Consider the following 15,299-nt stretch of genomic DNA (forward strand, 5'->3'; position numbering starts at 1 on the left):
TTTCTACTCAAAAATAAATTCATGAAGCAGCTATTATTACTTGTTTTTTTAATCTGTGTTGGTGGAGCGTTAGAATCCAGAGCTCAGGATCCTGTGGTCATAAAAGAAGATGGAGCTAAGGGAGACTTGGATGTGGAACCAGATGTAAGTGAATTATCGTTCCGTCAACGATTACATTTTGGAGGTGGACTTTCTGGATTGAGCTTTGGTAATCCTACCAGTATTGGTGTTTCACCCATGGTGGGCTATTCTTTAGCCAATAATACCATTGTGGGATTGGGTGTAAGTTACCAATATTATTCGGTGAACTACGGAGGCAGTATCGGAAAAATAACAAGTAATTTATTGGGTGAGCGGGTATTTATTCGTCAATATATTCCTACTTTGACAGCTCTCTTGGGACAAAGCTATTTAGTAGGTCAGGTGGAGAATTATTCCAACTTATCTCAAAGCAACAATATTTATAATTTAGGCTATTCCAATCCAGTCTTAGTGGGTATCGGAATAGGTTCTAAGCTAGGCATTAACCTTTCGGTGATGTATGACTTAAATTATAGTTCTTCCTCAGGCAAAGTGTCTCCTTATGGCTCGGCATTGGTTGTCCAAGTAGGTGGATTTTTCTTTTAATTTTCAAAACATTTTTTGGGAAATATAGGTATTACACTGCAGTGAGCATGATGTAAAAAGAAATGAGGATTTTCATTTTTTTTAATAATAAAACTTCATTTTTTTTTCGCAGAATTGCTTAATTTCGAATTCATGTTTTACCCTAATCATCTAACCTGACAATGATTGAGCCTCTATTAGTTGAAGATCCCAACCGATTCGTACTTTTTCCGATTAAACATAATGATATTTGGAAGTTTTATAAGCAGGCGGAGGCCTCCTTTTGGACAGCGGAGGAGATTGACTTACAGCAAGATTTAGCCGATTGGAAGAAAATGAATGATGGTGAACGTCACTTCATTTCTCATGTTTTAGCATTTTTTGCGGCTTCCGATGGTATCGTAAATGAGAACCTAGCCAATAACTTTTTGAAAGAGGTTCAATATGCGGAGGCCAAATGTTTTTATGGATTTCAGGTGATGATGGAGAACATCCATTCAGAGACTTATTCTTTGTTGATTGATACTTACATTCAAGACCCAAAAGAGAAGGATCGTTTGTTGAGAGCTATTGAGACGATTGACTGTGTGAAGAAAAAAGCAGAGTGGGCCTTGAAATGGATTGAGAGTGATAGTTTTGTTGAGCGTTTGATTTCATTTGCCGCGGTAGAAGGAATTTTCTTCTCGGGCTCTTTTTGCTCGATATTCTGGTTAAAGAAGCGTGGATTAATGCCGGGCTTATCATTCTCCAATGAATTGATTTCAAGAGATGAAGGTTTACACTGTGATTTTGCTTGCTTATTGTATACAGATCACATCAAAAATAAAGTATCGCAGGAGCGTGTATATGAGATTATTACCAATGCGGTAGAAATTGAAAAGGAATTTGTGACTGTAGCTCTTCCAGTATCATTAATTGGTATGAATGCTCAGTTGATGTGTCAATACATCGAGTTTGTTGCTGACCGTTTATTGGTGGCGCTAGGCTGTAAAAAATACTATAATGCCACCAATCCGTTCGACTTTATGGAAATGATTTCCTTGCAAGGCAAAACTAACTTCTTTGAGAAACGTGTGGCAGAGTATCAAAAATCTGGAGTAATGTCAGATAAAGATACTATGTCATTCAGTTTGGATGAAGATTTCTAGGAAAAACTTATTTGATATATTCAGCGCCCTCGCCGTTTGGTGGGGGTGTTTTTTTTACCACCTTTCTATTATCATGGGGATGACCAAGCCTATCACGATACCGGATATGACCAGCACTAAGGATTGCATTTTGATTTTGGTTAATCGCATGATGAGGCTGGAAAGGATGAGAATGCTAATCACTACAATGATTTGGCCTATTTCCAAACCTATATTAAAGGCAAAAAGAGGGCCCACAATAGATTGTTCTTTGCCCAATAGGCTTTGCAGATAATTAGAAAAACCTAGGCCATGAATCAGGCCAAAGATTCCAACCAAGAGGTATTTTAAAGAAGAGTTTTTTTGTTTTTTTAGTCCAGCATCTTGAAAGCTAAAATTCCCAATTGCTGAAAGAAAGATGGTGCAAGGAATTAGAAATTCAATCCAATGCATGGAAACCTGGATCCATCCCATGGTGGCAAGTCCAAGGGTAAGTGAATGACCAATGGTGAAGGCGGTAATTAAAAAGAAAAGATTTTTGCTGTCTGAAAACCGGTATATACAGGTAAGAGATAAAATAAAAAGCAGGTGGTCTAATGCTTGTATATTTAATATATGTTCAAGGCCAAGTGTCAAATAGGTATTAAAATAGGTCATGATGCGTGGTTTTTGGGTAAAAATATTGAAATTCAGGAAAATATAGCAAATAAGATTTATATATATGTCCGCTTTTGATTACATCATCGTAGGTGCAGGTACAGCAGGATGCGTTTTAGCTAATCGATTATCGGCCAATCCTAAAAATTCTGTTTTACTGGTGGAGGCTGGAATAAATAGCCGTGATCCTCGTGTGGATATGCCATCTGCATATTCTTTATTACAGAAAAGTTATTTGGATTGGCACTTTTACACGGAACCTCAAAGCAAGTTAAATGGGCGACGAATATATCAACCTAGGGGTAAGGCGATAGGAGGGAGCAGTGCGATTAATTGTATGGCTTACATTCGGGGTAATAAAGCCGATTTTGATGATTGGGAGGTAAGTGGATGTTCAGGTTGGGGATATCAAGAGATGTTGTCATATTTCAAGAAATCCGAGAGAAATACCTTTTTTAACAATGAGTATCATGGTCAAGATGGGCCGGTGACAGTTAGTAATGCCATACATATTAGTCCTTTTGGGAAGGCATTTGTAGAAGCCTGTCAGGAGGTAGGAATGCCTGAAAATCCAGATTTTAATGGGGTAAGGCAGGTTGGAGCTGGATATTTTCAATTCAATATTCACGAAGGGGTCCGTTGTTCTGCGGCCAAAGGATTTATTGAGCCTGCTATCAAGCGGAGCAACCTACAAGTAATCAGTCAATTTCATGTAGCTTCACTTATTCGAAAGGGGGAGAGAATTATGGGTGTTCGTGGTTATTTGAAAGGAGGAAAAAAGCTCGTCGAGTTTCAAGCCAAGCAGGAGGTTATATTGTCGGCAGGCTCCTTCCAAAGTCCCCAAATCTTGATGCTTTCGGGCATAGGTGACCCAGATTATTTGACAAGTTTTGGGATTGATTGTCAGCATGCCTTGGTGGGAGTAGGGAAGAATTTATCCGACCATGTATTCATCAATATGAATGCCCGAGCCAATACGGCGGGGGAATCCTATAACATGGCTTTAAATTTGAAGAACTTTGCCACCTACATTATGAGTCATCAAGGCCCTTTGGCTGCTAGCCCGCTCGAAGCCTGTGCTTTTTTTGATTCTGTAAACCATTCGGAGCGCCCTGACTTGCAATTTCACTTTACCTCTGCTTGGGCATATGACTTGTATGATAAAGATAATTTGCCTCTTTCAGATGGTTTTACGGTATTGCCAACCTTATTAAAACCCAAAAGTCGGGGATATGTAGGTTTACATTCTACCAATCCGATGGACGCTCCTTTAATTGATCCTAAATTCTTATCTGATGCAGGTGGGGAAGATTTAGCTACCTTGGTTCGAGGAGTCAAATTAGCTAAAGAAATTATGCTTTCCTCTGCTTTTGAACCACTGAGGTTAAATGATCAGTTGAATTTTCCTGCTCCTGGTGAATGGACTGATGATTATATACTGAATCATATACAAGCGGCTTTGGAATGTGTCTATCATCCCGTGGGTACCTGTAAAATGGGTGTCGATGAGGAGGCTGTGGTAGACCCTCAAAGTATGAAAGTACGGGGATTGTCGGGTCTTAGGGTGGTAGATGCCTCCATTATGCCCGATTTGGTAGCAGGAAATACGAATGCAGCTGTCATGGCTATCGCAGAAAAAGCCGCCGATTTGATTCTAGATTTTGATTTTGAGTAAGAAATTGATGAATATTGTTTTTATGTTTAAAAAGTATCCTATGAAAAACCTATTTCTAACAATCGCGTGCCTTGGCACGTCCTTTTATCTTATGGCACAGAAAGCTGATGTGAGCTCTTTGAGAGAAGCTGAATTAAATCGATTTAAAATCATGGTGGCACAAGATGGTGCTGGATTGGATAAAGTCTTGCACAAAGACTTGGTCTATATTCATTCATCAGGTACACAGGATTCGAAGGCTTCTTACATTGAATCTATCGTTTCACAAAAGACCATTTATGCCATTATTGAACCAGAGGAATTTACGCAACGTGTGTATGGTAATATTGGGATTAACACAGGAATCGTCAATGTGACCAACAAAAAAGACGGAGCTTTTTTGCCGGTTAACCGTTTGAAGTTTACAGACATTTACATTTTTGAAAATGGCCGTTGGCAAATGCTTTCATGGCAATCATTGAAGATTAACAAATAGGCTTCAATTCCTCTGCAAATTCCTCTATGCTTTTGTAAATGAGATCTAATTCCTCATTTTGGATGCAATAAGGAGCTAAAATGTACAAAGTATTACCCAGGGGTCTCAATAAGACCCCTTTTTTTATGAAATATTGGTAAGCCCTGTCACGCAGCGGGTGCATGTACCCAGTGCTTTCTCCCGTGTGCAAATCCAAGGCTAGAATTGTTCCTCTTTGACGTACATTTTGAATGATAGGATGCCCTTTTTTAGAAGCCACCCATTTTTCATGATGGTCAGAAACTCGCTGTATGTTGGACCATGTTTCCTCCTTCTCCATTATATCCAAGCTGGCATTAGCTGCTGCGCAGGCTAATGGATTGGCCGTGAAAGAATGGGAATGGAATAGGGTTTTTTTACGATCCTCCGATAAAAAACTATGGAATATATCATTGGAGCAGCAAGTGACCCCCATGGCCATCATTCCGCCTGTAAGTCCTTTGGACAAACAAACGATATCGGGTTTATGGCTTAGATAGTCCATGGCAAACCATTTACCCGTTCTTCCAAATCCAGTCATGATTTCATCGGCAATACATAAAATGGCGTGTTCATGTGCCAATTGAATTAAAGCATCCAGGGTGCTTGGCTCGTACATGAGCATACCTCCGGCCCCTTGAACCAATGGCTCAAAAATAAAGGCAGCATAGACATCAGGTTCTGCTTCCAATTTATTTTTCATATCCTGCAGACAAGCCTCAGGATTTCCTGGTTGGGAGATAAACTCCACCTCAAAAAGCATATCTTGGAAGGGAGCATTGAACGAACTAGGTGCGCCTAGACTCATGGCTCCAAAGGTATCGCCATGGTAAGCATCTTGTAAAGCAAGGATTTTTCTTTTTTTGGTATGACCCTGATTATAATAAAATTGTAGCGCCATTTTGATGGCTACTTCTACCGCCGTACTGCCATTATCTGAGAAAAATACCTTATGAAAATGTTTAGGCAAATGACTTAAAAGTCTTTCTGATAGCCTTATGGCTGGTTCATGGGTGAATCCGGCAAAAATTACTTGCTCTATTTTTAGGGCTTGTTCGTAAACTTTTTTAGCTAAATAGGGATGTCCATGACCGTGAATATTGACCCACCAAGAGCTTATGGCATCTAAATATTTATCCCCATTGGCACCATATAGCCAACAACCTTCCCCTCGAGTAATGGGGATAGAAAATGGTTCAATTTGATGCTGAGTAAATGGATGCCAAATAGCGGCAGCATCACGCTGCACGTAGGAATTATAGTTGGAACTGTTGGGCATACTGATTTACGATAATTTCATTTATTTGCTCTTCTTCACGTACACGTAACAGAAAGGGTAATTGCGTATACTGCAGGATAAATTTTTCTCCTGAAGCATTTTCTGGGCCATTGAAAACAATTCCTACCATGGGTATGGAATTTTGTTTCAGGAATTCATAGGTCAACAGGGTATGATTGATGCTACCTAAATAGTTCTTACTCACTAAAATGATGGGAGCGTTCAAGTGTTTGATTAAGTCAATGTTTGTTTGCTGGTCATTGATGGGTACCATAATACCACCTGCAAGTTCAATAACTAAGTTGTTGGAGGTTTCAGGGCGTTTAAAATGGTCAATTTGGATAGTGACTCCATCTATTTCAGCAGCGGTATGAGGCGATAGTGGTTGAGTAAGGCGATACGTGGATGGCCATACTTTTAGCTTAGGATGTTTTACCCATTGTTGAATCCAATAAGCATCTCCTTGATCTAAATCGCCGGATTGGATGGGTTTCCAATAATCGGCTTGTAAAGCCTGCGTCACGATAGCAGAAATGACTGTTTTTCCTACTTCGGTACCTATTCCTGCTATAATAAATGTTTGACTCATAGATTAGATTCCAATAATTGAATGATTCGTAGTATATCTTTTTCTTCTGATAGCGCACTCAAGGTGATACGAATGCGTTCTTCCCCATTAGGAACTGTTGGAGAGACAATTGGTTTCACGCCAAAGCCATTTTTTTGAGCGAAAATGGCCAATCTTCTAACTTCTGTATTTCCAGGCACAATGAAGGTTTGTATGGTACTTTGGCTCTTTTTCCAGTTGGAATGCCTGGCATGTTTCTGGAAAAATGCGATTTTTTGTTGTAGTTTTTCTCTTAATTCATCTTGTTCTTGGATGAATTTCAAGGTGCTTAGCAGGGAGGAAACATGCATAGGACTAGGCGCAGTCGAGTAAATGAAAGATCTAGCAAAATTGACGAGGTACTCCTTTAAAATTTGCGAACCTAGAACTACTGCTCCCGAATTTCCCCAGGCTTTTCCAAATGTGATTACTCGAGCAAAAACCTTTGAACTTAAACCCAATTCTTGAACAAAGCCAGCACCATGTTGACCGTATAAACCGCCAGCATGAGCCTCATCTACAATTAATTCGAAATCAAATGTTTGCTGAAGTCGGACCAATTCATCGAAGGGCGCCTTATCGCCGTCCATGGAATAGATGGACTCCACCACTACCCATTTTCTTTGTTTAGGATATTTTGCCAATTCAAGGGCTAATTTTTCCCAATCATTATGTTGGAATATAACTTTTTTCGCTTTTCCTAATCTTATGCCATCAATGATGCTGGCATGCAATAATTGGTCACAAAAAATGATGTCATCTTCCTGGGTGATGGATGATAATAAACCCAGGTTAGCCTCAAAGCCGGAACCGAATAATAAAGCTGCTTCAGCCTGATGCATTTGAGCACAAGCCGACTCAAATGTTTCGGTTAAGGAATTATGCCCAGAGATAAGTCGCGAACCCGTGGCACCATTGAACGGGATTTGTCCTTGATTCTTTTCAAACCAAAGTTCAAAGTCTTTGGAGATCAGCTGTTTTAGTTCAGTATTTCGGGCAAGGCCTAGGTAATCATTTGAGCAAAAATCAATCAAATGATCCACAGTTTGTAAGTGGCGTAAGAGGCCAACTTCGCTACGGATTTTTAATTGTTCAGCTAAAAAAGATCGGACTTTGCTCATAATTTCATCCATTAAATTACAAAAATAATGCGCTGAGAAAGGGAATTGATGAGGATATACCCCAATTTTATCCAAAATATTGATTAAACGTACAAAAAACTTAAAAAAGCCTTGACAAATTGCGTCTTGTAGTGTAGTATTGCACTGCGATTTCGTATCGCAAGTGCTCTATTCAGTATTTCAGATTCCATTCCATCCATTGTTAGTTTCACAATTTTGTAGATAATTCTGCTGTAAGGCATATCGCAAAATCCTTTTGAACAGGAATCAGGACTGCTATTCATTTAAGATTCATCATTTCCCATTTTATGGAAGAGAAACCGATCAGGAGAGTAAAGAAAGTACAAGAAGATTTACCTGCTACTGAACGCCCGAAAAGGCAAAGAATTAAGAAACCTGGAGACGCAAACGCAGTTTCAGCTCCAAGTTCAGAATTGGACATGGAAGCCACTGTAGCCGGTGAGCAAGCATCTCCCTCAACTAACCACATAGCTACTCAAGTAGAAGAACCCATTGAGTACGATGCTATTATTCCTGCAGAAGAGTTTTTGGTTGATACTTCATTTGTAACGGGTGAAGAAACAGGTGCAGAGGCAAGGGCGGCCCAAGGAAGTCCCGAGGACTTGAAAAAACTGCCTAAAGAAGAGGCTCCTGTAGTTCCTCAAGCACATTTTAAGCGTTCCAATTACAATCAGGTAATTAAGGAATTAGATGGTTTGATTGAAAATGAGGGGGTATTGGAAATTATGCAAGAAGGAGGATATGGCTTTATGCGTTCCTCTGATTATAATTACCTGGCCTCACCTGATGATATCTATGTATCTCCTTCCCAAATCAAGATGTTTGGTTTGAAAACAGGTGATACCATCAAAGGATCCATTCGTCCTCCAAAAGAAGGAGAGAAATACTTTGCCTTATTGAAGATTGAAACGGTTAATGGCAAAACCACGGACGAAATCAGGGATCGTATTAATTTTGAATATCTTACTCCTTTATTTCCAGAGGAAAAATTGAATTTATCTACTTCTGCAGATAATTATTCAACCCGAATTTTAGATCTTTTTGCGCCGATTGGTAAAGGGCAGCGTGGTATGATTGTGGCACAACCCAAAACGGGTAAAACTGTCCTATTAAAGGATATTGCCAACGCTATTTCGAGGAATCATCCAGAGGTTTATTTGATTATTTTGTTGATCGATGAACGTCCTGAAGAGGTAACAGATATGCAACGCTCTGTACGTGCTGAGGTAATTTCTTCTACTTTTGATGAGCAAGCAGAGCGTCATGTTAAAGTGGCGAGCATTGTATTGGAAAAAGCCAAACGTATGGTCGAATGCGGTCATGATGTGGTAATTTTATTAGATTCTATCACCCGTTTGGCTCGTGCATATAATACGGTGGTTCCTTCTTCTGGTAAAATTTTATCTGGAGGGGTGGATGCTAATGCTTTACACAAGCCAAAGCGTTTCTTTGGAGCTGCTCGAAATGTAGAAAATGGGGGTTCTTTGACCATCATTGCTACTGCCTTGATTGAGACAGGTTCTAAGATGGATGAAGTGATTTTTGAAGAGTTTAAAGGAACAGGTAATATGGAATTGCAGTTAGACCGTAAATTGTCTAACCGCCGTATATATCCTTCTATTGATGTTACTGCATCTGGTACACGTAGAGAAGATTTATTGATGGATCCTGCGGTATTGCAACGTGTTTGGATCTTGCGTAAGCACATGTCAGACATGAACTCCGTAGAAGCCATGGAATTCTTGCAGCAGCAAATGAAGGGTACGCGTACCAACGAAGAGTTTTTAGTATCGATGAATCGATAAGATGAGTATTTTACCCAAAGAATTATTTTCATGGGAAAAGACTGATCATCTACAACCTGTATGGTTTGTGGGTCATGGTAGTCCTATGAATGCCTTGGCAAATAATCCATTCACACAACATTTAAATCAATTAGGTAAGACCGTTTTGGAGCAAAATACGCCCAAAGCGGTCTTAGTTATTTCAGCCCATTGGTTGACAAGAGGCACTTTTGTTCAAGCCAGTCCTCAACCCAAAATCATTTATGATTTTGGGGGATTTCCTCCCGCATTACACACTTTTCAATATCCAGCCAAAGGAGATGCTGAGGAGGCAGTTTATCTGGCTTCTCATAGTAAATCCATTCATGCCACTACTGAGTGGGGGCTGGATCATGGCGCCTGGACGGTTTTGTGTCACTTATTTCCTCAGGCCAATATTCCAGCATTTGAAGTATCTATTGATTATGGCCAACCATTGGAGTATCATGTTCAATTAGCTCAGGAATTACAGTTTTTACGAGAAAGAGGAGTTTTGATTTTAGGAAGTGGCAATATTGTGCATAACCTTCGAGCTAGTATGGCCAATTTAGGCAATGGTCGTGAGGCCTTCGGCTATGCTTGGGCTCAGGAATTTGATAGTTGGTCAAGTCAAAAAATACTTGATAAAGATGTGAATGCATTGATTCATTATGAAGGTGCGCCGGGAGGTATGGAATCTGTTCCTACACCTGATCATTATATACCTATGTTATATGCCTTAGCCTTAGCCCGTAAAGGGGAGGAAGTTCATTATACTTTCGATGAACTGGTGTATGGTGGTATTTCGATGCGCTGTTTTGAAATCAAGTAATTCGAATTAATTCCAATTTTCGAAGGTTTTTTCAATCATCCGACAGGCAGTGTTGATTTCTTCTTCCGTGATACAAAGTGGGGGGGCTAAACGAATTTTATTACCATGGGTTGGTTTGGCTAATAAGCCCGCTTGCATTAAGGATAGACAAATTTTCCAAGCAATAGGGCTAGTTTCAATCGTGTTGATTTCAATGGCACAAAGAAGTCCTTTACCTCGTACTTCTCGAATCAAAGGATATTTTTCGGCAAGTTTCTTTAAATAATTTCTCAATTGTATTCCTCTCCATTTTGCATTTTCCAACAGATTTTCTTCTTCTAGAATGTCAATGGCCTCGCAAGCTATAGCGCATGCCAAAGGATTTCCTCCAAAAGTGGAACCATGTTCACCGGGTTTTAAACAGAGCATGATTTCATCCCGACAAAGCACGGCAGAAACTGGCATTATACCTCCAGAGAGAGCTTTTCCGAGTAGAAGTATATCTGGTTTTAGATTTTCATGGTCACAGGCAAGCCATGATCCAGTTCTCCCTAAGCCCGTTTGAATTTCATCAGCTATGAATAAAACTTGAGATTTTTGGCATAGGTCATAGGCTTTTTTTAAGTAACCTGTATCGGGCAAAATGACACCAGCTTCTCCCTGGATTGGTTCTACCATAAAACCAGCTATATGTGGATTCTGTAAGGTTTCTTCTAATGCCTTCAAATCGTTGTAAGGGATTTTAATGAAGCCAGGTAAAAATGGGCCGAAGTTCGTATAGCTTTGAGGGTCATTTGAGGCAGAGATGGCTGCTAAAGTCCTTCCCCAAAAATTTCCCTCTGCCACGATGATTTGTGCTTGATTAGAAGGAATTCCTTTTATTTCGTAGGCCCATTTACGACATAATTTCAGGGCAGATTCACCAGCTTCTACACCTGTATTCATGAAAAGTACTTTATCGTAGCCAAACTTTTCTGCTAATTTCTTTTCCGCTAATCCCAATTGATTATTGTAAAATGCTCTGGAGCTTAGTGTTAATTGTTGGGCTTGCTGATATAATTTACTAATCAATCTGGGGTGACAATGTCCTTGATTCACTGCACTATAAGCTGATAAAAAATCGATGTATTTTTTTCCATCAACATCCCAAACGGAAGCGCCTTTCCCTCTTTCTAACACGACAGGTAGAGGATGATAATTATGGGCACCATATTTCTCTTCCAGTTCGATATATTGTTGGCTATTCATGGGTTAAAGGTTTCTGGATTTATTAGGTTGTAAGGATTTTAAGGTTTAAATGGTTTTTGGTTTTTTGTATTTTTATGTTACATTAGATTTGACAACTTTTTAAAAGTTGTCAAATCTAAGTTCAATACTTGTCAAATCTAAGTCATTTTTTATAAAAACAAAGGTTCCATTTTATTGGCTAAAATGGAACCTAAAACTTGATAATTTGAATCAATTAATTGAATTTATAGAAGTTCATAAATTCCTGCTACTCCTTGTCCACCACCAACGCAAGCCGTAACCATACCATATTTTTGATTTCTTCTTCGCATCTCATTGAGAAGTTGGATAGACAATTTTGCACCGGAGCATCCGAGTGGGTGTCCTAGGGCGATGGCCCCTCCGTTGACATTTACTCGAGAAGGATCGATTCCTAAGGTTTTGATTACTGCTAAGGATTGAGCAGCAAATGCTTCATTCAATTCAATTTGATCTATATTGTCTAAAACTAATCCCGCTTTTTTCAAAGCGATAGGGATGGCTTCCACTGGTCCAATTCCCATAAGACTTGGCTCAACCCCAGCGGTGGCATAACTTACCATGCGGGCAATAGGCTGCACGTTTAATTCTTTTAAGAATTTTTCAGAGACAACCATGACAAATGCCGCACCATCAGAAGTCTGAGAGGCATTTCCAGCAGTAACAGTTCCACCCATGGCAAATACAGGCTTCAATTTGGCTAGTGCCTCTAAAGTGGTATCAGCACGCGGGCCCTCGTCTTGACTTACTACCGTTGTACGTGTTTTCTTTTTACCCTCTTTGGCATCAAAATAATTTTCTGTTACATTAATGGGAACAATCTCTGAAGTAAACTTGCCTTCTTGGATGGCTGCCAATGCTTTCATATGCGACTGATAGGCAAAGTTATCTTGTTCCTCCCGACTCACCTCGTATTTTTTACTAACTGCTTCTGCCGTTAATCCCATACCTATATAATAGTCAGGGTGTTCAGTGGCTAAATCATAATTCAATACGGTTTTGTGGCCAAGCATCGGTAACATGGTCATGGACTCAGTACCTCCTGCAATCACACAATCCGCCATACCCGAACTCACTTTAGCGGAGGCTAAAGCTATAGCCTCTAGTCCCGAGCCACAATAGCGGTTAATGATAAATCCTGGTACGTTTTTAGGTAAAGAAAGTAAGGAAATATACCTTGCCATCTGCATGCCTTGCTCGGCTTCAGGAATGGCATTACCCACTATTAAATCATCCACATGAGCGGGATCTAGGTTGGGAACCTGCGCCACTAAATGCTTAATAACTTCCGCTGCCAAAGTATCAGGGCGAACGGTACGGAAACCTCCTCTATTGGCTTTAGCTACAGCTGTTCTGTAACCAGCAATGATATATGCGTTCATAATCAATGGATTTTCAATGAATTAATTTCTAGGTGGTTTTCCACCGTTTAAAAGACTACTGATACGTTCTAAGGTTTTCTTTTCACCAGAAAGTGATAAAAAGGCTTCCCTTTCTAGGTCAAGCAAGTATTGTTCTGTGACCATTTGAGGACTATCTAAATCACCTCCGCAAATGGCATATGCCAATTTGTTGGCAATTAGAGCATCATGGTCGGAAATATAATTTCCCATTTTCATGCTGAAAATACCTGCTTTAAACAAGGCTAAACCTTGTTTACCCTCCACCCAAACATCAGAGCGCTGTTGCTTTTGAACATATCCTGCATCAGCCAAGGCAAGTGCCTCTTTTTTGGCTTCTGCAATTAATTGGCTACGATTCAGTACGATTCGGTCAAATGGACGTAGGTAGTTCATTTCTTTTGCCTCATAAGCAGAGGTACTTACTTTGGCAGTTGCAATGTTCATGAAAGCTTGCTGTAGTCGGTTTAGTTCTACGTCTCCCGCCTGACGGGCATCTCCCATGCGCATCGCCATTTCTTTCGTTCCTCCACCTGCAGGGATTAGGCCAACTCCTACTTCTACTAATCCCATGTAGGTCTCTGCATGAGCCACCAATTTGTCGGCATGTAAACTAATTTCACATCCACCGCCTAGGGCTAGGGTATGCGGAGCCACCACCACCGGAATGGATGAATAGCGCACGCGCATCATGGTATTTTGGAATACAGCAATCATATTATTGACTTCGTCAAACTCTTGATTGGCTGCAAACATGAATAGCATTCCTAAGTTGGCACCAGCTGAGAAGGCTTCAACACCCTCATTACCAATCACTAATCCTCGGTAATTTTTTTCTGCCAGGTCAATGGCTTTTTGGACTCCTTCCAAAACTCCTTGTCCCATCGTATTCATTTTGGAATGAAATTCCAGGCAAATAATATCATCCCCCAAATCCACGATAGTCGCATCATCATTTTGATATACTACCTTCTCTGGTTTCAGCGTAGATAGGAAGATTTGATTTTCAATTCCCTCAATAGCACGGTAATTTTTGGAAACGATATCGTAATAAAGTCGTTTTCCGCCTTCATTTTTATAGAAGCTAGTAAAGCCTTTTTCGAGCATTTCCTGCACCCAAGCAGCAGCTTCCATACCATTCTCACGCATCAAGTCCAATCCTTTTTGAACTCCGATAGCATCCCATGTTTCAAAAATTCCCATTTCCCAACCAAATCCAGCACAAATGGCCTGGTCAATTTTCACCAAATCATCCGCAATCTCAGGAATACGGTGAGAAGCGTAGCGGAACCCATCTAAAATGGTTCTACGATAAAACTCACCAGCTAAATCTTTTCCAGCTAACAACACTTCAAAACGCTTTGGAAGGGCATCGATGGCCTTAGAGCGATCCAATGTTTCAAAGGAAAATTTTTGTGCAGGTCGGTATTCAAATGTTTGTAAATCAAGACTTAGGATCTCGGTTTTACCTTGGGCATTTTTTGTCTTTTTGTAAAAACCTTGTCCCGTTTTATCTCCTAGCCACTTATTTTCCATGAGTTTTTGAAGCATCTTTGGAAGTACGAAGATGTCTTTACTCTCATCGTTAGTTAGGGCTTTATGTAAATTATTAGCTACATGAACTGTAGTATCCAATCCCACCACATCAGACAAACGGAAAGTACCCGATTTAGGACGACCTACTACCTTGGATGTCAATTTGTCCACTTGCTCCACTGTTAAACCCAATTCTTCTACCACTTTCATGGTTTGCATCATGGAATATACTCCGACGCGATTCGCGATGAATGCAGGAGTATCTTTACATAAGACCGTGGTTTTACCTAAGTTGGTTTGACCAAATTTTAGTAAAAATTGAATGACGTGAGGAGAAGTTTGTGGAGTCGGAATAATCTCTAACAAACGCAAATACCTCGGAGGATTAAAGAAGTGTGTTCCACAAAAATGCTTTTGGAAGTCCTCACTTCGGCCTTCCGACATCAAATGAATCGGAATACCAGAGGTATTAGAGCTAATTAAAGTTCCTTTCGTTCTAATAGCATCAACTTTTTCGAACAAAGATTTTTTGATTTCTAAATTTTCCACGATAACCTCCATAATCCAATCCGCCGAAGCGATATCGGAAAGGTTATCATCAAAATTTCCCAGTTTTATGCGCTTCGCAAAGTCAGACACATACAGTGAGGCTGGTTTAGATTTCAAGGTTTGTTGAAAAGCTAAGTTAACAATCCGGTTTTTGACGGCGGGATGTGTCAAGCTCAGTCCTTTGGCGGTTTCCTCGGCGGTTAGTTCTTTAGGGGCAATGTCCAACAATAACACATCAACGCCAATATTGGCAAAGTGACATGCAATTCGTGAACCCATGATGCCTGAACCTAAAATGGCAACTTTTTTGATCGAACGATTCATTTGAATGATTGTTTTTATTAAAAAC

The 15,299-nt window shown here is 40.1% G+C and carries 13 protein-coding genes; 6 read left to right on the plus strand and 7 right to left on the minus strand.

The features are described from left to right. The first annotated feature begins 21 nt into the window (after window positions 1-21). Together ESB04_RS05845 and ESB04_RS05850 are read left to right on the plus strand one after the other, a co-directional pair. A complete protein-coding gene (locus tag ESB04_RS05845) occupies window positions 22-627 on the plus strand; it encodes a hypothetical protein (RefSeq protein WP_129026794.1) in 606 nt (201 codons plus the stop codon). Between the two features lie 161 nt (window positions 628-788). Continuing rightward, window positions 789-1,754: a ribonucleoside-diphosphate reductase small subunit gene (locus tag ESB04_RS05850; protein ID WP_205749478.1), complete on the plus strand. Its 966-nt coding sequence runs from the start codon at window positions 789-791 to the stop codon at window positions 1,752-1,754. Window positions 1,755-1,808: 54 nt separating this feature from the next. On the opposite strand, the gene ESB04_RS05855 is transcribed toward ESB04_RS05850, so the two are convergent. Continuing rightward, a complete protein-coding gene (locus tag ESB04_RS05855; RefSeq protein WP_129026796.1) occupies window positions 1,809-2,390 on the minus strand; it encodes a HupE/UreJ family protein in 582 nt (193 codons plus the stop codon). Window positions 2,391-2,454: 64 nt separating this feature from the next. On the opposite strand from ESB04_RS05855, the gene ESB04_RS05860 reads away from it, so the two are divergent. Continuing rightward, entirely contained in the window at window positions 2,455-4,065 is a 1,611-nt protein-coding gene (locus ESB04_RS05860) for a GMC family oxidoreductase (protein WP_129026797.1), read from the plus strand. Window positions 4,066-4,156: 91 nt separating this feature from the next. Then, the gene (locus ESB04_RS05865) at window positions 4,157-4,540 is read left to right on the plus strand and encodes a nuclear transport factor 2 family protein (protein ID WP_164969604.1); all 384 of its coding nucleotides are present in this window, start codon (window positions 4,157-4,159) and stop codon (window positions 4,538-4,540) included. Here ESB04_RS05865 and bioA read toward each other — a convergent pair. From bioA to ESB04_RS05880, 3 genes are read right to left on the minus strand one after another with little or no spacing between them, the layout of a single operon-like run. Further along, window positions 4,530-5,837, minus strand: coding sequence for an adenosylmethionine--8-amino-7-oxononanoate transaminase (gene bioA, locus ESB04_RS05870; protein WP_129026799.1), 1,308 nt, complete (start codon window positions 5,835-5,837; stop codon window positions 4,530-4,532). The genes ESB04_RS05865 and bioA overlap by 11 nt on opposite strands. Further along, window positions 5,815-6,426, minus strand: coding sequence for a dethiobiotin synthase (gene bioD, locus ESB04_RS05875; protein ID WP_129026800.1), 612 nt, complete (start codon window positions 6,424-6,426; stop codon window positions 5,815-5,817). Before bioD ends, bioA begins: the two co-directional genes overlap by 23 nt. Then, on the minus strand, window positions 6,423-7,565 hold the full coding sequence (locus ESB04_RS05880; protein ID WP_164969605.1) for an aminotransferase class I/II-fold pyridoxal phosphate-dependent enzyme: 1,143 nt from the start codon (window positions 7,563-7,565) through the stop codon (window positions 6,423-6,425). The genes bioD and ESB04_RS05880 overlap by 4 nt, the downstream gene beginning before the upstream one ends. Window positions 7,566-7,873: 308 nt before the next feature. On the opposite strand from ESB04_RS05880, the gene rho reads away from it, so the two are divergent. Together rho and ygiD are read left to right on the plus strand one after the other, a co-directional pair. Then, complete coding sequence (gene rho, locus ESB04_RS05885; protein ID WP_235832182.1) at window positions 7,874-9,391, plus strand: transcription termination factor Rho; 1,518 nt, start codon at window positions 7,874-7,876, stop codon at window positions 9,389-9,391. Between the two features lies 1 nt (window position 9,392). Next, window positions 9,393-10,220, plus strand: a complete 828-nt coding sequence (ygiD, locus tag ESB04_RS05890) for a 4,5-DOPA-extradiol-dioxygenase (RefSeq protein ID WP_129026802.1) — start codon at window positions 9,393-9,395, stop codon at window positions 10,218-10,220. Between the two features lie 6 nt (window positions 10,221-10,226). Here the strand turns inward: ygiD and rocD are convergent, their stop codons facing one another. The 3 genes from rocD to ESB04_RS05905 form a co-directional block, all read right to left on the minus strand. Then, on the minus strand, window positions 10,227-11,447 hold the full coding sequence (rocD, locus tag ESB04_RS05895; RefSeq protein WP_129026803.1) for an ornithine--oxo-acid transaminase: 1,221 nt from the start codon (window positions 11,445-11,447) through the stop codon (window positions 10,227-10,229). A 224-nt stretch (window positions 11,448-11,671) separates the two neighbouring features. After that, window positions 11,672-12,847 (minus strand): acetyl-CoA C-acyltransferase, encoded by a 1,176-nt coding sequence (locus tag ESB04_RS05900; RefSeq protein WP_129026804.1) that lies wholly within the window; start codon window positions 12,845-12,847, stop codon window positions 11,672-11,674. A gap of 21 nt (window positions 12,848-12,868) precedes the next feature. Continuing rightward, the gene (locus tag ESB04_RS05905; RefSeq protein ID WP_129026805.1) at window positions 12,869-15,274 is read right to left on the minus strand and encodes a 3-hydroxyacyl-CoA dehydrogenase/enoyl-CoA hydratase family protein; all 2,406 of its coding nucleotides are present in this window, start codon (window positions 15,272-15,274) and stop codon (window positions 12,869-12,871) included. Window positions 15,275-15,299 lie beyond the last annotated feature (25 nt).

Source organism: Aquirufa rosea (genome assembly GCF_004118285.1).
GTDB classification, from domain to species: domain Bacteria; phylum Bacteroidota; class Bacteroidia; order Cytophagales; family Spirosomataceae; genus Aquirufa; species Aquirufa rosea.

Excerpts from the sequence above, each read along its gene's own strand:
- rocD (WP_129026803.1), bottom strand. The coding sequence starts at position 11,447 with ATGAATAGCCAACAATATATCGAACTGGAAGAGAAATATGGTGCCCAT.
- ESB04_RS05905 (WP_129026805.1), bottom strand. The coding sequence starts at position 15,274 with ATGAATCGTTCGATCAAAAAAGTTGCCATTTTAGGTTCAGGCATCATG.
- ESB04_RS05860 (WP_129026797.1), top strand. The coding sequence starts at position 2,455 with ATGTCCGCTTTTGATTACATCATCGTAGGTGCAGGTACAGCAGGATGC.
- rho (WP_235832182.1), top strand. The coding sequence starts at position 7,874 with ATGGAAGAGAAACCGATCAGGAGAGTAAAGAAAGTACAAGAAGATTTA.
- ESB04_RS05845 (WP_129026794.1), top strand. The coding sequence starts at position 22 with ATGAAGCAGCTATTATTACTTGTTTTTTTAATCTGTGTTGGTGGAGCG.
- ESB04_RS05865 (WP_164969604.1), top strand. The coding sequence starts at position 4,157 with ATGGCACAGAAAGCTGATGTGAGCTCTTTGAGAGAAGCTGAATTAAAT.
- ESB04_RS05855 (WP_129026796.1), bottom strand. The coding sequence starts at position 2,390 with ATGACCTATTTTAATACCTATTTGACACTTGGCCTTGAACATATATTA.
- ygiD (WP_129026802.1), top strand. The coding sequence starts at position 9,393 with ATGAGTATTTTACCCAAAGAATTATTTTCATGGGAAAAGACTGATCAT.
- bioA (WP_129026799.1), bottom strand. The coding sequence starts at position 5,837 with ATGCCCAACAGTTCCAACTATAATTCCTACGTGCAGCGTGATGCTGCC.
- ESB04_RS05850 (WP_205749478.1), top strand. The coding sequence starts at position 789 with ATGATTGAGCCTCTATTAGTTGAAGATCCCAACCGATTCGTACTTTTT.
- bioD (WP_129026800.1), bottom strand. The coding sequence starts at position 6,426 with ATGAGTCAAACATTTATTATAGCAGGAATAGGTACCGAAGTAGGAAAA.
- ESB04_RS05900 (WP_129026804.1), bottom strand. The coding sequence starts at position 12,847 with ATGAACGCATATATCATTGCTGGTTACAGAACAGCTGTAGCTAAAGCC.
- ESB04_RS05880 (WP_164969605.1), bottom strand. The coding sequence starts at position 7,565 with ATGAGCAAAGTCCGATCTTTTTTAGCTGAACAATTAAAAATCCGTAGC.